Genomic DNA, 23984 nt, shown 5'->3' with positions numbered 1-23984 from the left:
GCCATCAAGGCGCCGTTTTCTTATCGCGGTTTGTGGTGTGACTAAGAAGTCACTCTCAACCATCTACTCTTCCGCATACTCCACCCGCCTTGCAGCCAGAGCGCAGACCAGGTGGCTTAGAAGTCCCCTTCCACCATGTACTCTTCCGCACACTCCACCAGCTGGGGCCAGAGTTCTTCCGGCACCCAGGCATCCGGGTCATCTTCATCCCCGTCGTACTGGCTCCAGAAATAGCGGCGCAGGCCGGAGGCGAAGTCATCGCTCAGCTCGGCCAGCTCGGAGAGCGGCCCCAGCCAGGCGATGCGGCGCAGGCCGGAGGCGAGATCGTTGATGGCGTCCATCAGGCCGCGATCGTCGAAGCTCTGCTCCACCAGCAGGGTGAAGCGCTCGCGCGCCCGCTCGGTCTGATCCTCATCCAGCTCGCCCACGTCGGCCAACAGGTCGACGAAATCTTCCAGCAGGAAGGCAATCAGGCTGTCGCGATCCTCAAACCACTGGATCTGGGCCCCCTTGGTGCCCAGCACGGAGGCATCGAACGAATCGTCGAGGTGACACAGTGCCCATGGATCATCGGTCATGGTTCTCTTCCTCAGGCTAAAACAGGTGCCATATCTTATGCCTAGCTCTCCACTCTTGCCACCTTGGGCAGCGAGAGGGAAGCAGCCAGCCCGCCCAGTTCGGCGCGTCCCATGATGAGGCTGCCGCGGTAAGCTTCCGCCAGATCGGAGACGATGTTGAGACCCAGGCCCGAGCCCGGCACCTTCTCGTCGAGGCGCACCCCGCGCAGCACCGCCTTGGCGATCTGATCCTCGCTCATGCCGGGGCCGTCATCCTCGATGCGCAGGGTGATCCAGCCCCCCAGCTCGGCGCTGGAGATGCGCAGCCGGCCGGCCGACCACTTGAAGGCGTTCTCCAGCAGGTTGCCCACCATCTCGTCGAAGTCCTGCTCCTCCACCCCGACCGCCAGGGTGGCCGGCACCTGCAGGTCCACTTCCCGGCCCGGATAGAGGCGGGAGAAGGCGCGGCAGATGTACTCCACCCGCGCCCGCACCGGGGTCGACACCCCGAGGATCTTGGCGGCGCCGGTCACCCTCGCCTTGCCGAGGTGGTAGTCGATGTGGCGCTGGATCTGATCGAGCTGCTCGCCGAGGGCGGCCTGATCCTCCGGTGGCAGCTGGGCCACCTGATTGCGCATGATGCTGAGCGGCGTCTTGAGGGCGTGGGCCAGGTTGCCGGTGTGGGAGCGGGCCCGCTGCAGCAGCTCGCCGTAGTGGTGCAGCAGTCGGTTGATGTCCTCCACCAGCGGCTGGATCTCCAGCGGATAGCGCAGCCGGAACCCCTCCTGATGGCCCTGATGGACCCGGCTCAATTCGCGCCGCAACAGATGCAGCGGCCGCAGGCCGTAGACGATCTGGAACATGAAGCCGAGCACCAGCCCGGTCGCGGCAAAGCCGAGGCCGAGGAACAGGCTGATGCGGGTTTTCTTCAGGGTCTGGGTCAGGGCGCTGCTGTCCTTGGCCATCACCAGGGTGAACACCCGATCCGAACCGGGCAGCAGCACGGTTCGGGTCATGATCAGCAGTGGCTCCTTGTTGGGCCCCTTGCCGACGAACAGATCAGGGTCGCCGAAGGCCGACTTCAGGCCGTGCACGTCGAGGTGCACATCCCACAGGGAGCGGGAGCGGCTGACCACGCTCTCCCCCAGCTCCAGCTGCCAGTAGTAACCGGAGTAGGGCTGGCGGAAGCGGGGATCGGCCATGGGTTCGGTGACCACCGGCAGGCCATCCGGCTGGATCTCGAGGCGGGAGAGCAGATCGTAGAGCTGCAGACGCAGGCCGTCGGCCTCCGCCTCCTGCCAGTAGTTGCGCATCATGGTCTGCAGGCTGAAGCCGGTGGCAAACAGGAACAGGCCGCACCAGACCATGGCGATGACCACCAGCCGCCCCCGCAGGGTGCGCACCAGCCTCATTCAGCCACTCCTGCGCAAGGGGGCATCAAGTGCCGGCTCATTCGTTGATCCGGTAGCCAAGACCGCGCACCGTCTCGATGAGATCGGCGTGGGTCTTCTTGCGGATCCGGCCGATGAACACCTCCACCGTGTTGGAGTCGCGGTCGAAATCCTGGGCGTAGATGTGGTCGATCAGCTCGCTGCGCGACACCACCTTGCCCCTGTGCTGCATCAGATAGCCGAGCACCCGGAATTCGTGGGCGGTCAGCTTGATGGGGGTGCCTTCGTACCACACCTGGGAGGCCGCCATGTCGAGCCGCACCCCGCCGATCTCCAGGATCGAGCTGGCGTTGCCCGCCGCCCGCCGCACCAGGGCATGGACCCGGGCCACCAGCTCGGCCACCTGGAACGGCTTGGTGAGGTAGTCGTCGGCCCCGGCGTTGAGCCCCTCGATCTTCTCGTGCAGCTGGCCACGGGCGGTCAGCACCAGCACCGGGGTGTCGATCCCCTTGCTGCGCCACTCTTTCAGTACGCTCAGGCCGTCGCGGCCCGGCAGACCGAGATCCAGAATGATGGCGTCGTAGGGTTCGGTCTCGCCGAGAAAGCCGGCCTCGTTGCCGTCGTGGCAGAGGTCGGTCACGAAACCGGACAGGCGCAGCTGTTCCGCCAGCTGGCCAGCCAGGGTCTTCTCATCTTCAACTATCAGAATTCGCATAAATGGGTATCCAAAGCAGGGTTGTGCCGGTACCGGCGGCGGTTGGGGGGACGAACCGGACGGTGGGTTCGCGGGCTCACGCCGTTACTCCTCTTCCGGGGGCGGACGCGGTTCGAACAGCCGCTCCAGATGGTGACCCTTGAGCCACACCATCTCCAGGTTGTCGGCCCGATAGCCCACCTTGATGACGCTGTTCTCGCTGTCGATCAGCTTGAGTTCGTACAGCCAGATGCCGTCCTCCTCCCCCAGATCGACCCGCAGCACCCGTACCGGCAGGCGAGAAGCCACCTCCATCACCTCATGAAAGGGGCGCACCCGTCCCTCGCTGACCGCCTGCTGCAGCAAGGCCTCGTTCGGCGTGGCCGCCTGTGCCAGTGCCGGCAGCAGCAACCCAAGCAGAGACAGGGCTCTATTCATGGATGATTCATCTCCCAAAACCTAACATAATGCCGTTTATAGTCTGCCAGCCATGAATCCGGAATGAATATGATCCGACGCAGTTTCCTGCTGATCCTTTGCCTCTTCTCCACCCTCGGCTGGGCGGCCGAAAGCCGTCTCGACATGGCCGGTCTGGTCAAGCTGCTGGTGGCCCAAGGGTATCACGACATTCGGGAAGTGGAGCTGGAAGGGGACAAATTCGAGGTGGAAACCCTGGATGCCCAGGGGCAGCGGGTGCGACTCCTGGTGGACGCCCATACGGGTGACATCAAAAAAGAGGCCGACTAGGCCTCTTTTTTATGGCAGGTTGCCGGGGCGGCGCACTGCCGGCCTCATGCCTCCCTCAGTTTCTGCGGCCGAAGCCGGCGCCAGGGGCGCAGCAGCTTGTCACGGCGCGGCACCAGCAGGGCGCAGGCCAGCAGCAGATAGATGAGCGGCTCCTGCCAGCCGCTCTTGAGCGACCACCAGTAGTGCACCGGCACCAGCAGGGCCACCGCATAGATCCAGTTGTGCAGCTTCTGCCAGGCCGGCCCCATGCGCCGCAGCAGGGCCGGGATCGAGGTGAAGCTGAGCGCCAGCAGCAACAGCAGCGCCACCATCCCCACCACGATATAACTGCGCTTGACCAGCTCGCCGCCAATCAGCCGCCAGTCAAACTGCAGATCCAGCCCCAGCCAGACCATAAAGTGCAGACCGGCCCAGGCGGCGCACCAGAGCCCGAGCGGGCGGCGCAGCTTGATGATCTGCCCCTGCCGCCAGCGTTTGGCCAGCGGCGACACCAGCAGGGTGAGCAACAGCAGATTGAGCGCCCCCTTGCCCAGATAGTGGGTCAGTCCCTGTACCGGATCCCCTCCCAGCAGGCCGCCGGGCACGGCCACCAGCAGCCAGAGCAGAAATCCCAGCGAGGCGAGGTGTACCAGCGCCCGCAGCAAGGTGATGTGACGCGCCGTCAGTCGCAGAGTCATGATGTCAGCTCCTTTCGTCTCAATACCACTTGCGCAGATCCATGCCCTGATAGAGGGACGCCACCTCGTCGGCATAGCCATTGAACATCAGGGTCGGCTGGCGCTTGGCGCCGAAGATGCCCCCCTCGCCGATGAAGCGCTCGCTGGCCTGGCTCCAGCGCGGGTGATCCACCGCTGGATTGACGTTGGCGTAGAAGCCGTATTCGTTGGGGGCCAGCAGGTTCCAGGTGGTGGGTGGCATCTCCTCCACCAGCCGGATGGAGACGATGCTCTTGATGCTCTTGAAGCCGTACTTCCAGGGCACCACCAGCCGGATCGGCGCACCGTTCTGGGCCGGCAGCGCCTTGCCATAGAGCCCCATCGCCAGGAAGGAGAGCGGATGCATCGCCTCGTCGATACGCAGCCCCTCAACATAGGGATAGTCGATGCCACCGCCGAGGGAGCGGGAAGCCTGACCGGGCAGCTGCTCCGGATCATAGAGGGTCTCGAACGCCACGAACCTGGCGCGGCTGGTGGGCTCGGCCCGGCGAATAAGGTCCGCCAGCGCGATGCCGCTCCAGGGCAGCACCATGGACCAGGCCTCCACGCAGCGCAGCCGGTAGATGCGCTCCTCGAGCGTGCTCTTGTTGATGAGATCCCACACGTCCAGGGTAAATGGCTTGGCCACCTCCCCTTCCACCTTCAGGGTCCAAGGCTCGGGCTTGAGGTAGTGGCCGTTGCGGGCCGGATCCCCCTTGTCGGTGCCCAGCTCGTAGAAGTTGTTGTGGGTGGTGGCCTTCTCCTCCGGCGTGAGGATCAGCCCCTCCGGCCGGGCGGCAGCGTGGATGTTGAGCGCCCGGGTGGCGACCGGTGCCGGCTTGTCGCCAGAGAAGAGATCGAGCACCCCGGCCTGGGTCGGCAACGCCAGGGTGGCGGCGCCGAGCCCCAGCCCTTTCAGGATCAGGCGACGATCCTGATAGACGGCTTCCGGCGTGACGTCCTGTTCGATGAGGTGATGGGCAGAGCGGCGCTTGAGCAACATGGAAAAACTCCCGGGGCGATGAGGGTAACAATCATAAGACCCGCCCCGGCCGAGTTTTATTTCACGGAAAATTACATGAACTGATAGAGGGGCAGTGCCTTGGCCATGGTTCCGACCAGAAACAGCACTACGAACACCAGCAGGGGAACGATCACATTTGGCACCATCAGACTCACTCCATGAGCAGGACAGGGCCTCTAACTATGGTGCAGACTCGACCGCCTCACCATGAATTTTTTTCGCGAGCGCAAGCGTATTCCTGAGTTGAAATGAGTGATGCAGATCACACACAATTCCGCCCCTGCTTGCCGCCCCCCCTGCGCGGGGTAGGCTCCCCTTTTTCCGGATTTCACTACTGAAGAGTCACGCCATGAGCCCATTGATCGCCATCGCCATCACGACCGGGATCCTCTCCGCCGTCTGGGGCTGGGTCGCCGTCACCCTCGGCCTCATCTCCTGGGTCGGCTTCCTCGGCTGCACCAGCTACTTCGCCTCCAGCGGCGGCTACAAGGCGCTGCTGCAAACCCTGCTGTGCAATGCCAGCGGCATGCTGTGGGCCCTGCTGCTGATCCATGGCGACGCCTGGTGGGGCGCCGGGGTGGCGGGTTACCTGATGACCGGGGTGGTGGCGACCCTGATGTGCGTGCAGGCCAGGCAACAGTGGCTCTCCTACATTCCCGGCACCTTCGCCGGTTGCTGCGCGACCTTCGGGGCAGCGGGAGAGTGGCGGCTGATCCTGCCCTCCCTGGTGATAGGTGCGCTGTTCGGCTACCTGATGAAGGCGAGCGGCCTCTGGCTCTCCCATAAGACCCAGAAAACCCAGGCCACGGCTGGCGTCACCGACCCGGCTTGAGCCGGCCTAACGTGACCGATTCGGTCTAAAACCAGAGGGGCGGCCCCTCATCAACGGGCCGCCCCTCTGTCATTTATCCCTTCGACTTGAAGTTCGCTGCTTCTATGCCGTGCCGGTTCAACAGCTTGTAGAAGTCGGTGCGGTTTCTGCCCGCCATGCTGGCCGCCAGGGTGACATTGCCCTCGGTGGTGCGCAGCAGCCGGATCAGATACTCCTTCTCAAACTCGGCCCGCGCCTCGTTGAACGAGGGGATGCCACCACTGCCGCCACTCAGGGCAGACTCCACCATGGCGGCGCCGATCACCGGGCTGCAACAGAGGCTGGCCAGCTGCTCCACCACGCTGTAGAGCTGGCGCACGTTGCCGGGCCAGGCCGCCGCCGCCAGCAACGCCAGCGCCTCCGGCGAGAAGCCGAGGGCGGCGCATTCGCCGTGGCGGCTGCGATACTCGTCCAGCGCCTGCCTGGCCAGCAAGGGGATATCCTCGCTGCGGGCACTGAGGGGCGGCATTGTGATGTTGGCCACGTTGAGCCGATAGAAGAGATCTTCCCGAAAGCGCCCCTCCTCCATCGCCGCCACCAGATCCTGATGGCTGGAGCTGATGACCCGCACCTCAGGCGTGCCCTGGCCGTACTCCTGCAATACCTGCAGCAACTTGGCCTGCAGTGACTCCGACAGATCCCCTATCTCGTCGAGAAACAGGGTCGCCCCCTTGGCCTGCTCAAACAGGCCGGACTGGCCATCCTCGCCGAACAGCTGCAGATCCAGCGCCGCCCAGGGCAGCGCGGCACAGTTGATCACAAACAGCGGCTGATCACGCCGGCTGCTGGCCTGGTGCAGCGCCTGGGTCATCACCCCCTTGCCGGAACCGGAAGGGCCCATGATCAGCACCGGCACCTCCATGGTGGCGATGCTGCTGGCCTGGATCAGCAACTGCTCCATCTGCGGGTTGCGGGTCAGGATCAGCGACTGCCACTCCTGGCGCTGCTTTGGGCGCGTCAGGCTCAGCGCATGCTCTATGGTGGCGAACAGCTCGTCCTTGTCGATGGGCTTGGTCAGAAAGCTGAACACCCCGGAGCGGGTCGCCTGAATGGCGTCCGGGATGGTGCCGTGGGCAGTCATGATGATGACCGGCAGCCCCAGCCACTGGGACTGGATCCGCTCGAACAGTGCCAGCCCGTCCATGCCGGCCATGCGCAAGTCGCTCAGCACCAGATCGGCCCGTTGCTGACGCAGCCGGTCCAGCGCCCCCTCGGCGCTGTCGGCGGTATCCACCTCATAACCCTGGCTGCGCAGACGCATGCTCATCAGCTTGAGCAGGCTGGCATCATCATCAACCAGCAGGATGCGACTCATTTCAGCGCCTCGCCGTTGCCGTTCAGCTTGCGCTGATTGAGCTGTTCATCGATGGCGGAGAGCTGCTCGATCTGGCGGCGCAGACGCTGCACCTCCTGACTCTGATCGTCGCGCCGGCTGTCACGGGCCAGCAGCTCCTCGCCGAGGGCAATCCAGCTGCGCAGGAAGGCCTGGGCATCCAAGCCGAGCTCGGGCAGCAGGCTCTTGAGCTTGTCCAGACCGGCTCGCCGGCTGGCCACCGATTCGGACGGGTGGGTGTTGACCATGGCCAGGCTGACCCGGCTCTCGAGGTCGGTAGCCCCCTTGAGACGCTGGCGCTCCTGAGCCCGTTGCTGGGCATGGCTGGCCAGCAGCCAGTCCGAGTATTGCAGGCGCACCTGCATCTCCTTGTTGGCAAACTCCATCCGCTTGGCGAGGGCAAGATCCGGCGACGCCGCCGGATCACGCGCTGGCAGCAGGGAACAGCCTGTGAGCAGGCTCATCATCAATACCGGAACAACACATTGTTTCATCTTGGGCTTCACTTCAACGTCAACCGGAAACAGACATCCGCCTGTTCATCTTCAACCAATACCAACTCGCCGCCAAGGCTCATCGCCGATTCCCGGGCGATGGAGAGCCCCATTCCGGAGCCTTTCAGCAAGCCCTGGCGCACAATACTGCCCTGCTCGAAGGGTTCGAAGATCCGCTCCCGTTCGGCCACGGGAATGGCGGGCCCCTCGTTGGCCACCTCCAGCCAGCTGCCGTTGCCATCCTGCCCGGCACGGATCCAGATCTGTCCCCCCTTGGCGCCGTAGCTGACCGCATTGGAGAACAGATTATCGAGGATCAGCCGCAAGCGATATGGCTCCGCTTTCAGCGTGATCGGATCGGTCGGCAAGTGTACACTGATTTGTTTGGATTCCAGCGCCAGTCGGTATTCTGCAGATAATTCTGACAGCAGGGGCGCCAGCGCCACCGGCGTCAGGGTGAACACCTCCTGCTGGCTGAGCCGGTTGAAATCGAGCAGTCGCTCAATAAGGGTCTGCAGACGCCGGCTGTTCTCCTCCAGCATCTGGCAGATCTCCTGCTGATCCTGGGTGAGCGGCCCTACAAGCTGCTCGGAGAGCAGATCCGCCCCCTCCCGCAGCACTGCCAGCGGGGTCTTCAGCTCGTGGGAAACGTGGCGCAGGAACTGGTATTTCTGCTGCTCCAGCTCCTTCAGTTTGTCGTGCAGCCAGCCGATCCGCTCCCCCAGCAGCACCAGTTCGGCCGGCCCGTCCACCGGCCGCTTGTCCGGCTCCACACCGGCCCCCAGACTCAAGATCCGCGACTCAATCTGACGCACGGGGTGGATGATCAGGTAGGTAAACAGCAAGACCAGCAGCAGGCTGAGCACCGCCACGAAGCCGCTGACCCACCAGATCTCGGTCATCAGGGCGGCGATGGTGGCCCGCACCTTGCTGACGTGATCGTCTACCTGGCTGCGAGTGATGATCTCGAGCTGCTGGTTGGCCTCGTTGAACTCGTCAAACTTGGGACTGTTGGATTCGGCCTTGGCACGGGCGAGATCCTGCAGGCTGTCGAGCCAGACGAGGGCCTGCTCGATGCCGCCATAGGCCTCGGCGTCAGGAATGGAACTCTGGTGGGCGGCCAACTGGTCGCGGTAGCTCGCCAGCTGCTGCTGGTAACTGGTCAGGATGCGCTCATCCCCGAGCACCGCATAACGGCGCAGGGTGCGCTCAAGATCGATGGCCTGGGTGGTCAGCAGAGTGGCCCGGCGGGTATCGCGCACCGCCCGCTCCAGCTCGTCGCTGGTCAACTGGCTGAGGTGGTCGAGGGCCTGGCTGTCATGCCAGATCATGCCACCCAGCGGCATCAACACCAGGACGAACCCCATCAATACCACTTGCAGCAGGGAGCGTGGGCGTACCTTGGTCATCTTGTGCGGTCTCACTTCATCTGGGGTGGGTCAGCATATCCGCACTCCCCCAAAAAGCAAAACCGGCCAGAAGGCCGGTTCATGCTCTCTTCCGGGGTCATGCCAGACCCACGGATACCACACAGATAATCAGGATCATGGCCAACGCACCCGAGGCGGTCAGCAGTGCCCATTTCAGTTCCACACTCATGCAAATCTCCTTTCTTGCCAAGATGATAGAGCCTGATCACAACAGACGAACAGATGTTAATGCATAGTTAAGCCGATAACCGTGAGCTGTGTAAGAATTTCAGATGAGCCCTATCAAAGGACTGATGACATGTTCTATCTGTGTAGCATAGGGTCGAATCTTGACCCCCACCAGCATGTCGGCCAGGCGGTTGCCGAGCTGCTTGCCCACTTTGGCCGCCTGCGGCTCAGTTCGGTGATCCAGACCAAGCCGGTCGGCATGCATTCAAGCCATGACTTTCTCAACTGCCTGTTTGTCGCCGAGAGCGAGCTGGCTCAGCCCAGACTCAAGGCACACTTCGTCGCCATGGAGCTGGCCCACGGCCGGGATCGCAGCGATCCGCACTGCAAGGTGCGGGACCGCCCGCTGGACATCGACATCCTGGCCAGCAGCGAAGACGACGACTTCTCCGCCGCCCGGGTTGACGCCTACCTCGACGAGCTGTTGGCAGAACTCTACGGCAAAGGAGAGGTGCACGACCCCAAGGTGACCCTGCCGCTGCACACCCGGCTGATGGCGGGCAAGGTGATCGAGGAGGGGCAGGTCGGCCTGGCCCCCGTCGCCCTGCAGCGCGACATGGCCATCCCCTGTTGATGGCTAGATGACGGCCAGACCGCGGCCACCATCCACCCGGATGCTGGCCCCGGTCATGTAGTCGTTCTGCATCAGCAACTGCACCGCCTGCCAGATGGGCGCCAGCCCCCCTTCCCGCGCCAGCGGCGTCTTCGCCAGCACCTGTTCACGCCACTCATCCCCATGCTCGTCGAGAAACAGAATGGGGCCAGGCTCTATGGTGTTGACCCGGATGGCCGGCGCCAGCTCGCGGGCAAAGCTCATGGCGAGCGAATGGGCCCCCGCCTTGGTGGCCACATAGCTGGCGAACTGGGGCGCCGGGGCGTGGATATAGATGTCGGTGATGAGGATGATGCTGGCGTTGGGATGGCGCGCCAGCTGAGGGGCCAGCCCCCGGTTGAGCTGGAAGGGGGCCGCCATGTGCACCCGATAGAATTGATCAAACTGGGCCAGCTGCGCCGCCGGCTCGCTCGCCTGCGGCTCAAAGGCCGAGGCGTTGTGGATCACCAGCGCCAGATCCGGCTGGGAGGCCAGCACCTCGATGAGCCGGCCCACCTCTTGCTCCCGGTTGAAGTCGGCCTGCACCAGCGTCACCCCTAGCGCCCGCAACCGTGCCAGCTCCGGTCGCTCGCTGCGATAGCTGCCGGTTACCTGCCAGCCTGCCGCCACCAGCTGTTCACACAGATAGAAACCGAGCCGACGGCCACATCCTGTCACCAATGCACGCATAATCCCTCCTCTCTTATCCGCAGGAATGCCTATCGATCCCCACGGCACAAGCCATTGGCCGTTGCCGCCATCCGGCGGGCATAGTGGCCCCATCATCACCTTACGGAGCCACTTCCATGTTGCAGATCCGCGATCACATGAGCCGTCTGACCCACTCCCTCACCCCGCAGCTCGGCCTGGCCGAGGCGCTGGACCGACTGCATGACGCCGGCCTGAGCGGCCTGCCGGTGCTGGACCCGCAGCAGCGGCTGATCGGGTTTCTCTCCGAGCAGGATTGCATCCCGAGCCTGCTCACCGGCAGCTATCACTGCGATACCCGCACCCGGGTCGAGGATCTGATGAACCGGGCCCCGCTCTCGGTCAGCCCGGATGACAGCATACTGGAGCTGGCCCGCCAGATGACCGGGGCCAAACCCAAGGTCTATCCGGTGCTGGAGGGGAACCGGGTCGTTGGCATCATCAACCGCCGGCAGGTGATGCAGGCCCTCAACGCCCAGATGAAGGCCTGCCTGCCCACCTAAATCTGGTAACGCCCCTTGTCGCCGATATCGAAGTGCAGGGGCATCCGCCACTTGGCCAGCGCGAGCAGGCAGAGCAGCGCGCCACACACCAGCGCCACCAGGGCGGCGGCCCAGCCGATGCCGGTCAGCTCCAGCAGCCACAACAGGGGTAGCAGCAGGGACACCGCCCTGATCCCCGGAATGGCGAAACAGAACTGCTCCTTGAAGGCCAGCCCCGCCAGCGTGGCCAGGGCCGCTCCCAGCACCAGCACATCCGGCGCACCGCTCGCACTGAGCAACAGGGCGCCCCAGCCCAGCCCCTGCAGCAAGAAGCGAATGCGCTTGTCATAGACATGCAGGCACAGGCCGCATACCCCGCTGGCCACTGCCAGCGCTGTCAGCCACTGTGCCGGCGTCAAAAAATCCTGCCCGATCAGCAAGCTTGCCCCTCGACACAGCAGCAGCAAGGCTGCCAGACTCAAGCCCAGGCGATAGAGGCAGACCGACAGCCTGTCGATGCCGTCCAGCTCGCTTTCAATTTCAGGGTTTGCCATATACAGTCGCCTCTACGAATCAGGGGCAACCCAATATACTGGTATCAGGTGCCAAATAATCTTCAAATGGGTTCAGGAGAGGTAGTTTGCGTGTAATCCACCTGCTTTGGCTACTGTTCCCGCTCAGCCCCTTTGCCAGGGAGCTGATCGTCTGTGGCACGATGGAACCCCCGCTCAAATACCTCGATGCCGCTCAGCAGCCCAGAGGGCTCGATGTCGACATCGTCACCGCCATCTTCGGCAGACTCAAGATCCCCATCAAGATCGAGCTGGCCGATTCCGGTGCCCGTCTCACCCGCAACGCAGAGACCGGTGTCTGCGATCTGGTGATGACCCACTCCTACAAGGCGGAGCGGGAACGCTACCTCATCTACCCCCAACAGGCCCATATCCGCCACAGCTGGCACTTTTTCGTGCGCAAAGCCGACCTGCTGAAGATCCGCTACGAGACGCTGGCCGACCTCAAACCCTGGCGCATCGGGGTGACCAAGGATTTCTCCTACACCCCCGAGCTGGCCGCCGCCCTCACCGATCCCTCCTATCACTTCCAGGAGATCACCATGAACCAGCTGCAGCTGCGCAAGCTGCTGGCCGGACGGATCGATACGGTCCCCATGCCGCTGGTCACCGCCTTCGCCCAGATCAGGGAGGAGGGACTGGAGGGCAAGCTCGACTACCTGCCCAAACCGCTCAAGAGCAGCCCCTACTTCAACACCTGGGCCCGCGCCCGCGCCGACCAGAATACCTCGGCCCAGATGGCGGCCTATGACGCCGAGCTGCTGCGCATGAAACGCGACGGCCGGCTCAAGGCCCTCTACGACAAGTACGGCATCCCCTATATCGAACCCTGATCGGCCGGTCAGGGCTTCATAGCCCGCAAGCTCGAGTTTTGCAGCGAGACAAGCGTCTCGCACGGGAGTGGATCTCTACATCCCTCTCATGCAACCCGGCTCAAGGTTTCACATCCCGCAGGATCGGGTTCTGCAGCGAGATCAGCGTCTCGGTGGACTGTATCTCGTCGATGGTCTGGATCTTGTGGATCAGCACGGTCTGCAACTCGTCGATGGAGCGGGTCATCACCTTCATGAAGATGCTGTAGTGGCCCGTGGTGTAGTAGGCCTCCACCACCTCGTCCAGCGCCTGCAGCTTGGCCAGCGCCGACGGGTAGTCCTTGGCGCTCTTGAGGTTGATCCCGATGAAGCAGCAGACGTCGTAACCCAGCTTCTTCGGGTTCACCTGCACCCGCGTACCCTCGATGATCCCCGCCTGCTTCATCTTCTCCACCCGCACATGGATGGTGCCCGGGCTGACCAGCAGTTGTTTGGCCAGCTCGGCGTAAGGCAGCCGTGCATTCTCCATCAGGGCGGTGAGGATGGCCTGATCGAGATTATCGATCCGATAATTTTCCGGCACTTTTTTGCACTCCCTTTGATGATTCATCATTAATCACCCGTGTATTTTGAAGAAAAAAATACACAAAGCCTATTTCTATTATCGAATATTGAATTTAGTTGGCGATCTGTTGAAGAATCCTCACATCCAACGGGTTCAAGACAGGTATTCAGCATGAAACAGCACTACATTCGCAGCCAGCAACAGATCAGCTTCGTCAAAGAGATGTTCTCCCGCCAACTCGCCCAACAACTGGGTCTGATGGAGGTACAAGCCCCCATCCTGAGCCGGGTCGGTGATGGCACTCAAGACAACCTCTCTGGCCACGAGAATGCGGTGCAGGTCAAGGTGAAGACCCTGCCTGAGCACAGCTACGAAGTGGTGCACTCACTGGCCAAATGGAAGCGCCAGACCCTGGGCCGCTTTGGCTTCGGTCCGGGCGAAGGCATCTACACCCACATGAAGGCACTGCGTCCGGACGAGGATCGCCTCACCCCCATCCACTCCGTCTACGTGGATCAGTGGGACTGGGAGAAGGTGATGCCGAGCGAGCGCCGCGATCTGGCCTACCTGCAGGAGACGGTGCGTGGCATCTGGGCCGCCATCAAGGCCACCGAGCGCGCGGTTTGTGCCGAACATGAGCTGACCCCCTTCCTGCCGGCCGAAATCCAGTTCGTGCACAGCGAAGAGCTGCTGACCCGCTACCCGGATCTCGACGCCAAGGGGCGCGAGCGGGCCATCGCCAAGGAGCTGGGTGCCGTGTTCCTGATCGGTATCGGCGGTGCCCTCTCCCACGGCGAGCGCCACGACGTGCGTGCCCCGGACTACGACGACTGGAGCAGCCACAGCGAGCTGGGTCTGGCCGGTCTGAACGGTGACATCCTGGTGTGGAACCCGGTGCTGCAGGACAGCTTCGAGATCTCCTCCATGGGGATCCGGGTCGACGCCGAGGCGCTGCGCCGCCAGCTCGCCATCACAGGTGACGAGGATCGCCTGCAGTACGACTGGCACCAGGATCTGCTGGCCGCACGGATGCCGCAAACCATCGGCGGCGGCATCGGCCAATCCCGTCTGGCCATGCTGCTGCTGCAAAAAGAGCACATAGGTCAGGTCCAGGTCGGCGTCTGGCCGGCCGAGATGAAGGCCGCCGTGCAAGGCATGCTGTAACGAATGAAGGCCAGGCCGGCGCGATCGCCGCCGGCATGGCGACAAGCAAGTGGCCGTCGGGGTTGAGCGAGCGCAACCCCGGCAGGCTGTAAGAGGCAAGACCGGCAGCGGCCTTGCTTCGCCATCGGGGGCTTGCCCCTGCGACCCGCTCAACCCACGTCAGGTCGCTTCACTACATTCCTCCCGGCAATCTTCGGATTGCCGTTTTTTTTACGCCGAAAACCGGTATTCGAAACCGGCTCCGATCTGGCACTGGCGCGGCAAATCCGCTTTCCTGCTGCCGGTGCAGTGGCAGGCAAACAGCTTCTCCACCGCCTCCTCCTGCAGATAGGCGCCAAGCGCCGCCGCCCGCTGCGGACCGGAAAACTTCAGGTGCAGACCACCGATGACGGCGTGGATCCGCTCATCGCCACACACCTCCCTGGCCCGCTCGATAATGTTCTCGACCCCGGCGTGACCACAGCCGATAAAGACGATCAGCCCCTGCTCACTCTTGTAGGCCAGCGCCGAATCGTCGCTGATAAGGTCTTTCTCCACCCGTCCGTCCCGCATGATGTAGCCAAGCAGCGAGGGGGCGGCCTGGTCGCGCCGCGCAATGCTGCCGAGGAACACCAGACGCTCCGAGAGCCACACCGGCTCGGCCGAGCAGTGGGGGAGCAAGCCTCTGGCCGCCAGCGACTCCCGTTCCAGCACTCCCGACAGGCGATAGAGGTTGCGCCGCCAGAAGGGAAGCGGCAGGAAGTAGCCCCGCTCGCAGAACACGTCCGGGCAGGCGATGAGAGGAATGGGGGTCGGATAGACGGGCAGCGAGCCTACCCCGCCCACATGGTCGTAATGACCGTGAGAGAGCACCACATGGGTGAGCGAGGCGAGATCGATCCCCATCACGGCGGCGTTGTGGCGCAGCGCCCGGCCACGGCCGCTGTCGAACAGCACCCTGAGGCCGTCGCACTCCAGCAGCAGCGACAGCCCCTTCTCGGGCAGACAGCCAGGCAGATGGACATCGTCATCCACCAGTACGGAAAAGGTGAGCATGCAATTACCCCTCAAAAAAACGCAGGCTCGGGGCCTGCGTTTTTATCAGCGATCCAGTTATTGGGTCATGGTGAGGCCGTTGCTGTCGGCCCCCAGCAGCAGTTTCTTGCCGGGGACGATGCGGCCGGAGAGCAGCGCCTGCGCCAGCGGGTTCTCCACCTTGTGCTGGATCGCCCGCTTGAGGGGACGCGCACCGTAGACGGGGTCGAACCCGGCGTGCACCAGCTTGTTCAGCAGCGCTTCGCTCACCTCCACCTCGTAGCCCTGAGCCTCCAGCCGGCTCATCAGGCTCTTGAGCTGAATGCGGGCGATGGACTTGATGTGCTCCTCGCCGAGCGGGTGGAACACCACTGTCTCGTCGATCCGGTTGATGAACTCCGGCCGGAAACTGCGTGCCAGCACCTCCATCAACATGGCTTTCATCTCGTCGTAATCCTTCTCGGAGTGGTGCTCCTGAATGAGATCCGACCCCAGGTTGGAGGTCATGATGACCACGGTATTGCGAAAATCCACGGTGCGACCCTGACCATCGGTCAGGCGGCCGTCATCCAGCACCTGCAGCAGGATGTTGAACACATCGGGGTGGGCCTTCTCCACCTCGTCCAGCAGGATCACCGAGTAAGGGCGACGACGCACCGCCTCGGTCAGATAACCGCCTTCTTCATAACCCACGTAGCCGGGAGGCGCCCCCACCAGACGGGCCACGCTGTGTTTCTCCATGAACTCGGACATGTCGATCCGCACCATGGCGTCCTGGGTATCGAACAGGAACTCGGCCAGCGCCTTGCACAGCTCGGTCTTGCCCACCCCGGTGGGCCCGAGGAACAGGAAGGAGCCGATGGGGCGGTTCGGGTCAGAGAGCCCTGCGCGGGAGCGACGAATGGCGTTGGAGACCGCTTCGACCGCCTCCTCCTGGCCGATCACCCGACTATGCAGCTGATCTTCCATCCGCAGCAGCTTCTCGCGCTCCCCTTCTAGCATGCGGGCCACCGGAATACCGGTCCAGCGTGCCAGCACGTCTGCGATCTCCACGTCGGTGACCCGGTTGCGCAGCAGGCTGGTCTCCTGCATCTCGGCCTGGGTGGCGAGATCCAGCTGTTTCTCCAGCTCCGGAATGCGGCCGTACTGCAGCTCGGACATGCGGCCCAAGTCCCCTGCGCGGCGAGCCACGTCGAGATCCTGACGGGCCTGCTCCAGCGCCGCCTTGATGTGCTGGGTGCCGGCGAGGGCGGCCTTCTCGGCCTTCCACACCTCTTCCAGCTCGTTGTATTCCCGATCTTTTTCACCGATCTCCTGATTGATGAGCTCGAGCCGTTTGCGGCTGGCGTCGTCATCCTCCTTCATCAGCGCCTGCTGCTCGAGTTTCAGCTGGATGATGCGCCGCTCGAGCCGATCGAGGGACTCGGGCTTGGAGTCGATCTGCAGCCGGATGCTGGCCGCCGCCTCGTCGATGAGGTCGATGGCCTTGTCCGGCAGCTGACGATCCGCGATGTAGCGGTGCGACAGCTGGGCCGCCGCCACGATGGCGGGGTCGGTGATCTGCACGTGATGGTGCAGCTCGTAACGCTCCTTCAGGCCGCGCAGGATGGCGATGGTATCCTCCACGCTCGGCTCTTCCACCAGCACCTTCTGGAAGCGGCGCTCCAGCGCGGCATCCTTCTCGATGAACTGGCGATATTCATCGAGCGTGGTAGCCCCGACACAGTGCAGTTCGCCCCGCGCCAGCGCCGGTTTGAGCATGTTGCCCGCGTCCATGGCCCCCTCGCCCTTGCCGGCGCCGACCATGGTGTGCAGCTCGTCGATGAAGAGGATGACGTTGCCCTCCTCCTTGGCCAGATCGTTCAGCACCGCCTTGAGGCGCTCCTCGAACTCGCCGCGATACTTGGCACCGGCCACCAGGGCCCCCATGTCCAAGGAGAGCACCCGCTTGTTCTTGAGCCCCTCCGGCACCTCGCCGTTGATGATGCGCTGGGCCAGCCCCTCGACGATGGCGGTCTTGCCGACACCGGGGGCCCCGATCAGCACCGGGTTGTTCTTGGTGCGGCGTTGCAGCACCTGGATGGTGCGGCGGATCTCGTCATCCCGGCCGATCACCGGGTCGAGCTTGCCGATCTCGGCCCGCTCGGTCAGATCGATGGTGTACTTCTCCAGCGCCTGGCGATTCTCCTCGGCGTTGGCATCCTCCACCTTCTTGCCGCCACGCACCTTGTCGATGGCCGCTTCCAGTTTCTCCTTGGTCAGCCCCTGGGCACGCAGCAGCTCGCCCAGCGTCCCCTTCTCGTCGAGGGCCGCCAGCACGAACAGTTCGGAGGAGATGAACTGATCCTTGCGCTGCTGGGCCAGCTTGTCGCAGACGTTGAGCAGCCGGCCGAGGCCGTTGGAGAGCTGCACGTCCCCCTCCACACCGCTGACACGCGGCAGGCGGTCGAGTTCTTCGCCCAGGCGCGAACGCAGGGCATTGATGTCCAGCCCGGTCAGGGTCAACAACGGGCGAATGGAGCCGCCATCCTGATTGACCAGGGCGGTCATCAGGTGAACGGGCTCAATGAATTGGTGGTCACGACCCAGCGCAAGAGACTGGGCATCGGAAATAGCAATCTGGAATTTGCTGGTCAGGCGATCGAGGCGCATTGCACTCCCCCTTCAAACAGGCAGACGCCGCTTGCGCGGCAAACAACATAACTTTCTGAGATGAAAGATGAGGCCCGTACGGACTATTTCAAGGGGTGAGGCTGGTTATTTTTTCTGCAGATGCAGGCGTGATGGGATCACGGCCCCTTGGCAAACAAGGGGCCGCTCAGTGTTTATTCGGCCAGCCAGATGATGGAGGCCATGCGGCCGGTCTGGCCGTCGCGACGATAAGAGTAGAACTGCTCGCTGTCGCTGAAGGTGCAGTGCTCGCCGCCATGGACGGCGGTAATGCCGGCGCGGGCGAGGCGCAGCCGGGCCAGCTGGTAGATATCTGCCAGCCACTTGCCCTCATTGGGCGAAGGGACGAACGCGGCCGCCGCCTCGGCTTGCTCCGCCATAAAGGCCTCGCGCACCTCGCCACCCACCTCGAAGGCCTGCGGACCGATGGCCGGGCCAAGCCAAGCCAGGATCTCGCCCGGCTCGCAACCCATGGCGGCGATGCTCGCCTCCAGCACGCCCCCCTGCAGCCCGCGCCAACCGGCATGGGCGGCAGCCACCACAGTGCCCGCCCGATCGCAAAACAACACGGGAAGGCAGTCGGCAGTCATCACGATGCAGGCCTGCCCCACCTCATGGGCGCAAGCCGCATCGGCATCCGGCACGGCATCATACTGGTTGCTGACCGGATGCACTGCGGTGCCATGCACCTGATTGAGCCAGTTGAGGGGGCCGGGAATATCCGCAGCCTGTTGCAGCTGGGCACGATTGGCCTCGACCCGCGCCGCCGCGTCCCCCACATGGGCGCCCAGATTGAGGCCGGCGAAGACCCCTTCACTCTCGCCGCCATCCCGGGTGGTCGACAGGGCTCTGACACGAGCCGGTGCCGGCCAGTCGGGTTCGATCCATTTCATCTGTGGCTCCTTTCATTTATTCGTATAAAAACGGGGCTCCTTAGCTGTTGCCAGTCAAGGAGCCCCGTTTCAGGCCTGATTCAAGGGCAGGGCTACGGCAGGAATCGTCGCAAGCGTGTCCTATTTATTATCAGTTCCAGACCAGATCGTCCGGATTGGCCAGGGTATCGGCCCGCAGCACTTCCATCAGCTCCACCATGTCCTGGGGCGTAGGGGAGTGCCACTGCATCACTTCACCCGTGATGGGGTGCGCCAGTTGCAACATGGTCGCATGCAGCGCCTGACGGTTGAAGTTGCGCAGGGCCTGGGTCAGCTCGGGGGTCGCGTTGCGCAGCGGGCGCAGGCGACCGCCGTAGGCCGGATCACCCACCAGCGGGTGCTTGATGTGAGCCATGTGCACACGGATCTGGTGGGTACGACCGGTTTCCAGCCGCAGCCGCAGCCGGGTGTGGCCGCGGAACTTCTCGTGCACCCGGTAGTGGGTCACGGAAGGACGGCCATTGGGCACCACGGCCATGTGGGTACGCTGGGTCGGGTGACGGCCGATGGGGGCATCGACGGTGCCGCCGGCGGTCATGTGACCGATGGCGATCGCTTCGTACTCACGGGTGATCTGGCGCGCCTGCAGCGCTTCCACCAGATGGGTCTGGGCCGGCACAGTCTTGGCGACCACCATCAGACCTGTGGTGTCTTTATCCAGACGGTGCACGATACCAGCGCGGGGCACTTCGGCGATGTCCGGGTAGCGGTGCAGCAAGGCGTTGAGGATGGTGCCATCGGGCGTACCGGCGCCCGGGTGAACCACCAGACCGGCCGGCTTGTCGATCACCAGAATGTGTTCATCTTCGTAAACGATGTTGAGCTCGATATCCTGCGCATCGAAGCGGGTGTCATCTTCCAGCTCGACATCCACATGTACCTTCTGCCCGGCCAGCACCTTCTCGCGCGGGGTATTGGCAACCTGACCATCCAGGGTCACTCTGTCCTGTAAAATCCACTCCTTGATGCGGGTGCGGGAGTAGTCTGGAAACAATTCGGCCAGGGCCTGGTCGAGTCGCTGCCCGAATTGGTGATCCTGGAATTCGCCTGTCAGTTCAATATGCTGGCTCATGTATGGTCTCTTGAGCGGGGGGTATCAATTCGAAATAATCCGGGTATTCTAGCTTTTCTTTTAGCCAAGCATAACGGATACTTTGCCAATTTCGTGGAAATGGACCGGATGTTGTTGATGGGAAAGAAGTCTCACCTGCTGATGTCACTCGCCTTGGTCGCTACCTTGATCACAGGCTGTTCCAGCACCAAACCCAAGGTACCGGACGAACCGCCGGAGACCCTGTACCAGAAAGCACGCGTCAAGCTGGATGCCGGTAACTACCTGAATGCTATCGAGTTACTGGAAGCGCTGGATTCTCGCTATCCTTTCGGTGCCTACTCCAACCAGGTTCAGCTCGACCTCATTTACGCCTACTACAAGCAGGATGACACTGCCCAGGCGATCGCCAATATCGACCGTTTTATCCGCCTCAATCCGGCGCATAAAAATATCGATTACGTCTTCTATATGCGCGGTCTGACCAACATGGCCGGCGATTACAACTTCTTCCAGGACTTCCTGGGCATCGATCGGGACGACAAAGACCCCTCCTATGCCCGTCAGGCCTTCCAGGATTTCAAGACCCTGTTGCAGAACTACCCCAACAGCGTCTACGCCGCCGATGCTCGTGCCCGCATGATCGGTCTGAAGAACCGGCTCGCCCGCTACGATCTGAGCGTGGCCGAGTACTATGTGAAGCGTGATGCGCTGATCGCCGCCGCCAACCGGGCCAAGCTGATCGTCGAGACCTATCCCGACACGGCCGAAACCGAGAAGGCGCTGGAGATCATGATCAACTCCTACGACACCCTGAAGATGCCGACCCTGGCCCAGCACGCCCGCGAAGTGCTGGCCAAGAACTACCCGGACAATCGTCTCGGTCGCAGCTGATCGCTTGCCGCACCATAAAAAAACCGGAGCCAAGGCTCCGGTTTTTTTATGGGCGCTGTTCATGAACGACATGCCCCTTTACCACCCCGTGCCGGCGGCATGGGGAAAGACGGCGCACATCAGCCACGCCGTCATGCCTTGTATTACTTGGCGACGTTGCCTGCCACGTTGAGCACATCCCAGGTACGGGAGAAGGGCGGCGCGTAGGCAAAGTCCAGCATGCCGAGCTGCTCCGTGGTCACCCCCATGGTGATGGCGACCGCCAGCGCATCGATGCGGTGTACCGCCCCCTTGCGCCCGAGGATCTGACCACCCAGCAGCCGCTTGCTGCCCGCCTCATAGACCAGCTTGACGTGGATGTCTGACTGATCCGGGCAGTAGTTGGTGTGGCACTTGTCCTTGATCACCACGGTGCGATAGTCGAGGCCCATCGCCTTGGCCTCCTGCTCGGAGAGGCCGGTACGGCCCGCCTCCAGCCCCAGCACCTTGAGCGCGGCAGAACCCAGGGTGCCCGGGAACTCCTGCCCGGCGCCCGCCAGGTTCTCGCCCACCATGCGTCCCAGCTTGTTGGCAATGGTAGCGAGCGGCACATAGACCTGCTGCTGCTTCACGCCGTGCCAGACGCTGGCACAGTCACCGGCCGACCAGACATTGGCCAGCGAGCTGCGCCCCTGCCGGTCCACCTTGATGGCACCGTTGCCGAGCCGCTCGATGCCGGTATCGGCCAGGAACTCGGTATTGGGTTTGACCCCGGTGCAGATCACCACGATATCGGCCTCGTACTCGCCATGGCTGGTGCGCACGCCGGTCACCCGGCCCTCTCCCAGCAGGGCTTCTACCCGCTCGCCGAGATGGAGGGAGACTCCCTGCTCACGCAGCTCGGTCTCGATATGCTGGGTGATTTCGCTGTCGAACGCCTCCGGGATGACCCGCTCCGCCAGTTCGATCAGGCGCACCTCCTTGCCCTGATGGACCAGCGCCTCGACCACCTCCAGCCCGATAAAGCCGGAGCCGATCACCAGGGCTCGGCGGTTGGCCTTTTCCTGCACGGCGGCCTTGAGGGCCAGCCCGTCGGCCATCCGGCGCAGGCAGAATACCCCTTGCTGCTGCAGGCCCGGGATGGGCGGCATCACTTCGCGGGCGCCGGTGGCGATCATCAGCCGATCGTAGCGATCGGTGAAGGTGTCGCCGTTATGCTCGACCTTCAGCGTCTGGGCGGCGGCATCCAGGCTCAGCACCCGGTGGCCGGTCTTGACCTCGATCCCCTTGGCGGCGAACTGCGCCGGGGTGAACTCGGCCATGTAGCCGGGCTCCTGAAACTCGTCGCCAACGAAATAGGGCAGACCGCAGGCACCGAAGGAGATCACCTCGGACGCCTCATACACCACTATCTCAGCCTCTTTGGCCAGTCGGCGCGCCTTGGCGGCCGCACTCATGCCGGCGGCTTCGCCACCGATGATCACGATTCTCATACTTGCTCCTGTCAATGACGCAGGGAGGGCATGCCCTCCCTGTGGTTGATGGCGGAAGGGATCCCCTACCGCGGCGGATCAGATGGTGGACTCTTCGCCGTCCAGGCAGACTTCCTGCTCGCTGTTGAACACCGCCATGTCGGTCTCCCCCAACAGACGGCTGGTGACGGTACCGGCGGTGATGGAGCCGGAGACGTTCAACGCGGTACGGCCCATGTCGATCAGCGGCTCGATGGAGATGAGCAGACCGGCCAGCGCCACCGGGAAGTCCAGCGCGGAGAGCACGATCAAGGCGGCGAAGGTGGCACCGCCGCCAATGCCGGCTACCCCGAAGGAGCTGACGGTGATGATGGCGATCAGGGTCATGATGAAGCCCGGATCCATGGGATTGACCCCCACGGTCGGCGCAATCATGACCGCCAGCATGGCCGGATAGATGCCGGCGCAGCCGTTCTGGCCGATGGTCGAACCGAACGAGGCGGCGAAGTTGGCGATCCCCTCAGGAATGCCGAGCGCCTTGGTCTGGGTCTGCACGTTCATCGGGATGGAACCCGCGCTGGTGCGGGAGGTGAAGGCAAAGGCCAGAACCGGCATGATCTTCTTCAGGAAGCGGGCCGGGTTGATACCCACCAGCGCCACCAGCAGCAGGTGCACCGCAAACATGATGGCGATGGCACCGTAGGAGGCCAACACGAAGTTGAGCAGGTTGATGATGTCGGCGTAGTTGGAGCCGGACACCACCTTGGTCATCAGCGCCAGTACGCCGTAGGGGGTGAGGCGCAGCACCAGGGTCACCATCCGCATCACGATGACGTGGGCCACCTGCATGAAGTGGCCGAAGCTCGCGAAGATCTCCGGCTTCTTGCGGGCGATGCCGGTGGCGGAGAGGCCGATGAAGATGGAGAAGATCACCACGGCGATGGTGGAGGTCTTGCGCGCCCCCGTCATGTCGAGGAAGGGGTTGGCCGGGATGAACTCCAGCACCATCTTGGCAAAGGACATGCTCTCGACGCTGCCGAGGGTAGTCTGCAAGGCCGCCCCGCGGGCGGTTTCGGCGGCGCCGGCGGTGAGCCCCTCGGCGGTCAGACCGAACAGGTTGGACATCAGGATGCCCGCCCCGGCGGCAATCATGGTGGTGAAGATCAGCACCCCTATGGTCATGGCGCTGATCTTGCCGAGGGCGGTGCCACCGTTGAGCTTTAGGATGGCCCCAATGATGGAGACCATGATGAGCGGGATGATGATCATCTGCAGCAGCTTCACGTAGCCGCTGCCGACGATGTCCAGGTAGTCGCCGGTCTGCACCAGCACGTCGGAACCGGCCCCGTAGAGCAGCTGCAGGGCGGCACCGAACAGGATGCCCAGCCCCAGCCCCGAGAAGACCCGGCGGGTGAAGCTGACGTGGGTCTGCTGCAACCGATAGAGAAACAGCAGCAACATGGCCAGGATGGCCAGATTACCTATAACGCTAAGAGTCATGACGATATTCCCCAAAATGATCGGGCCAGGCCCGAAGTGTGCGGACGAGTGCCCAGTACGCACTCCTCCCTGAAACCTGCCGCGTCGTGGCGGCGCGCCCCCCGGTATGGCCG

General features: G+C 63.3%; 26 protein-coding genes. 7 read left to right on the top strand and 19 right to left on the bottom strand.

Annotated elements, in window-relative coordinates; genetic code table 11:
• Positions 1–116: 116 nt before the first annotated feature.
• From AB5Y81_RS18700 to AB5Y81_RS18685, 4 genes are all read right to left on the bottom strand, one after another.
• A complete protein-coding gene (locus tag AB5Y81_RS18700) occupies positions 117–578 on the bottom strand; it encodes a hypothetical protein (protein ID WP_010635837.1) in 462 nt (153 codons plus the stop codon).
• Between the two features lie 41 nt (positions 579–619).
• Positions 620–1969 carry a sensor histidine kinase gene (locus tag AB5Y81_RS18695; RefSeq protein ID WP_005306363.1) on the bottom strand — a complete coding sequence of 450 codons (1350 nt, stop codon included), beginning with the start codon at positions 1967–1969 and terminating at the stop codon, positions 620–622.
• A gap of 37 nt (positions 1970–2006) precedes the next feature.
• The gene (locus tag AB5Y81_RS18690; RefSeq protein ID WP_005306366.1) at positions 2007–2663 is read right to left on the bottom strand and encodes a response regulator transcription factor; all 657 of its coding nucleotides are present in this window, start codon (positions 2661–2663) and stop codon (positions 2007–2009) included.
• A gap of 84 nt (positions 2664–2747) precedes the next feature.
• A complete protein-coding gene (locus tag AB5Y81_RS18685) occupies positions 2748–3080 on the bottom strand; it encodes a PepSY domain-containing protein (protein ID WP_011707718.1) in 333 nt (110 codons plus the stop codon).
• A gap of 63 nt (positions 3081–3143) precedes the next feature.
• On the opposite strand from AB5Y81_RS18685, the gene AB5Y81_RS18680 reads away from it, so the two are divergent.
• Entirely contained in the window at positions 3144–3389 is a 246-nt protein-coding gene (locus AB5Y81_RS18680) for a PepSY domain-containing protein (protein ID WP_010635834.1), read from the top strand.
• Positions 3390–3433: 44 nt separating this feature from the next.
• Here AB5Y81_RS18680 and msrQ read toward each other — a convergent pair whose 3' ends face one another.
• Positions 3434–4066, bottom strand: coding sequence for a protein-methionine-sulfoxide reductase heme-binding subunit MsrQ (gene msrQ / locus AB5Y81_RS18675; protein ID WP_201885267.1), 633 nt, complete (start codon positions 4064–4066; stop codon positions 3434–3436).
• Positions 4067–4085: 19 nt separating this feature from the next.
• Complete coding sequence (gene msrP / locus AB5Y81_RS18670) at positions 4086–5087, bottom strand: protein-methionine-sulfoxide reductase catalytic subunit MsrP (RefSeq protein ID WP_117405880.1); 1002 nt, start codon at positions 5085–5087, stop codon at positions 4086–4088.
• Positions 5088–5457: 370 nt separating this feature from the next.
• On the opposite strand from msrP, the gene AB5Y81_RS18665 reads away from it, so the two are divergent.
• On the top strand, positions 5458–5940 hold the full coding sequence (locus AB5Y81_RS18665; RefSeq protein ID WP_005306399.1) for a DUF1097 domain-containing protein: 483 nt from the start codon (positions 5458–5460) through the stop codon (positions 5938–5940).
• A 73-nt stretch (positions 5941–6013) separates the two neighbouring features.
• Here AB5Y81_RS18665 and AB5Y81_RS18660 read toward each other — a convergent pair whose 3' ends face one another.
• The 4 genes from AB5Y81_RS18660 to AB5Y81_RS18645 form a co-directional block, all read right to left on the bottom strand.
• Positions 6014–7294, bottom strand: coding sequence for a sigma 54-interacting transcriptional regulator (locus AB5Y81_RS18660; protein ID WP_279485176.1), 1281 nt, complete (start codon positions 7292–7294; stop codon positions 6014–6016).
• On the bottom strand, positions 7291–7806 hold the full coding sequence (locus tag AB5Y81_RS18655; protein ID WP_017764803.1) for a hypothetical protein: 516 nt from the start codon (positions 7804–7806) through the stop codon (positions 7291–7293). The genes AB5Y81_RS18660 and AB5Y81_RS18655 overlap by 4 nt, the downstream gene beginning before the upstream one ends.
• Positions 7807–7814: 8 nt before the next feature.
• Entirely contained in the window at positions 7815–9215 is a 1401-nt protein-coding gene (locus AB5Y81_RS18650; RefSeq protein ID WP_017785623.1) for a HAMP domain-containing sensor histidine kinase, read from the bottom strand.
• A gap of 97 nt (positions 9216–9312) precedes the next feature.
• Positions 9313–9405, bottom strand: coding sequence for a YnhF family membrane protein (locus AB5Y81_RS18645; protein ID WP_005306410.1), 93 nt, complete (start codon positions 9403–9405; stop codon positions 9313–9315).
• Positions 9406–9534: 129 nt separating this feature from the next.
• Between AB5Y81_RS18645 and AB5Y81_RS18640 the strand changes: the two genes are divergently transcribed.
• Entirely contained in the window at positions 9535–10038 is a 504-nt protein-coding gene (locus tag AB5Y81_RS18640) for a 2-amino-4-hydroxy-6-hydroxymethyldihydropteridine diphosphokinase (RefSeq protein WP_010635829.1), read from the top strand.
• A gap of 3 nt (positions 10039–10041) precedes the next feature.
• Here AB5Y81_RS18640 and AB5Y81_RS18635 read toward each other — a convergent pair whose 3' ends face one another.
• A complete protein-coding gene (locus AB5Y81_RS18635; RefSeq protein WP_279485175.1) occupies positions 10042–10746 on the bottom strand; it encodes an SDR family oxidoreductase in 705 nt (234 codons plus the stop codon).
• Between the two features lie 116 nt (positions 10747–10862).
• Here AB5Y81_RS18635 and AB5Y81_RS18630 point away from each other — a divergent pair, with 116 nt between their 5' ends.
• Positions 10863–11267, top strand: a complete 405-nt coding sequence (locus tag AB5Y81_RS18630) for a CBS domain-containing protein (protein ID WP_126880699.1) — start codon at positions 10863–10865, stop codon at positions 11265–11267.
• On the opposite strand, the gene AB5Y81_RS18625 is transcribed toward AB5Y81_RS18630, so the two are convergent.
• Entirely contained in the window at positions 11264–11800 is a 537-nt protein-coding gene (locus tag AB5Y81_RS18625; protein ID WP_095591606.1) for a DUF2301 domain-containing membrane protein, read from the bottom strand. The genes AB5Y81_RS18630 and AB5Y81_RS18625 overlap by 4 nt on opposite strands.
• An 86-nt stretch (positions 11801–11886) precedes the next feature.
• Between AB5Y81_RS18625 and AB5Y81_RS18620 the strand changes: the two genes are divergently transcribed.
• Positions 11887–12651: an ABC transporter substrate-binding protein gene (locus tag AB5Y81_RS18620; RefSeq protein ID WP_017779304.1), complete on the top strand. Its 765-nt coding sequence runs from the start codon at positions 11887–11889 to the stop codon at positions 12649–12651.
• A 100-nt stretch (positions 12652–12751) separates the two neighbouring features.
• On the opposite strand, the gene asnC is transcribed toward AB5Y81_RS18620, so the two are convergent.
• Entirely contained in the window at positions 12752–13213 is a 462-nt protein-coding gene (gene asnC / locus AB5Y81_RS18615) for a transcriptional regulator AsnC (protein WP_005306422.1), read from the bottom strand.
• A gap of 153 nt (positions 13214–13366) precedes the next feature.
• Here asnC and asnA point away from each other — a divergent pair, with 153 nt between their 5' ends.
• Positions 13367–14359: an aspartate--ammonia ligase gene (asnA, locus tag AB5Y81_RS18610; RefSeq protein ID WP_024942111.1), complete on the top strand. Its 993-nt coding sequence runs from the start codon at positions 13367–13369 to the stop codon at positions 14357–14359.
• A gap of 210 nt (positions 14360–14569) precedes the next feature.
• Here the strand turns inward: asnA and AB5Y81_RS18605 are convergent, their stop codons facing one another.
• The 4 genes from AB5Y81_RS18605 to rluD form a co-directional block, all read right to left on the bottom strand.
• Positions 14570–15394, bottom strand: coding sequence for an MBL fold metallo-hydrolase (locus tag AB5Y81_RS18605; RefSeq protein ID WP_017779302.1), 825 nt, complete (start codon positions 15392–15394; stop codon positions 14570–14572).
• Positions 15395–15451: 57 nt separating this feature from the next.
• Complete coding sequence (gene clpB, locus AB5Y81_RS18600; RefSeq protein WP_010635822.1) at positions 15452–18025, bottom strand: ATP-dependent chaperone ClpB; 2574 nt, start codon at positions 18023–18025, stop codon at positions 15452–15454.
• A gap of 173 nt (positions 18026–18198) precedes the next feature.
• The gene (gene pgeF / locus AB5Y81_RS18595) at positions 18199–18936 is read right to left on the bottom strand and encodes a peptidoglycan editing factor PgeF (protein WP_279485172.1); all 738 of its coding nucleotides are present in this window, start codon (positions 18934–18936) and stop codon (positions 18199–18201) included.
• A gap of 130 nt (positions 18937–19066) precedes the next feature.
• Complete coding sequence (gene rluD, locus AB5Y81_RS18590) at positions 19067–20047, bottom strand: 23S rRNA pseudouridine(1911/1915/1917) synthase RluD (RefSeq protein WP_279485171.1); 981 nt, start codon at positions 20045–20047, stop codon at positions 19067–19069.
• A gap of 117 nt (positions 20048–20164) precedes the next feature.
• Between rluD and AB5Y81_RS18585 the strand changes: the two genes are divergently transcribed.
• Positions 20165–20920 (top strand): outer membrane protein assembly factor BamD, encoded by a 756-nt coding sequence (locus tag AB5Y81_RS18585; RefSeq protein WP_005306434.1) that lies wholly within the window; start codon positions 20165–20167, stop codon positions 20918–20920.
• Between the two features lie 143 nt (positions 20921–21063).
• Here the strand turns inward: AB5Y81_RS18585 and AB5Y81_RS18580 are convergent, their stop codons facing one another.
• Both AB5Y81_RS18580 and AB5Y81_RS18575 read right to left on the bottom strand, forming a co-directional pair.
• Positions 21064–22392 carry a CoA-disulfide reductase gene (locus AB5Y81_RS18580; RefSeq protein WP_279485170.1) on the bottom strand — a complete coding sequence of 443 codons (1329 nt, stop codon included), beginning with the start codon at positions 22390–22392 and terminating at the stop codon, positions 21064–21066.
• Positions 22393–22470: 78 nt separating this feature from the next.
• Positions 22471–23871, bottom strand: a complete 1401-nt coding sequence (locus AB5Y81_RS18575) for an L-cystine transporter (RefSeq protein WP_017779299.1) — start codon at positions 23869–23871, stop codon at positions 22471–22473.
• Positions 23872–23984: the final 113 nt, after the last annotated feature.

It is taken from the genome of Aeromonas sp. s2, assembly GCF_040907935.1.
GTDB lineage: Bacteria > Pseudomonadota > Gammaproteobacteria > Enterobacterales > Aeromonadaceae > Aeromonas > Aeromonas dhakensis.
This window is presented reverse-complemented; position numbering and strand designations above follow the sequence as displayed.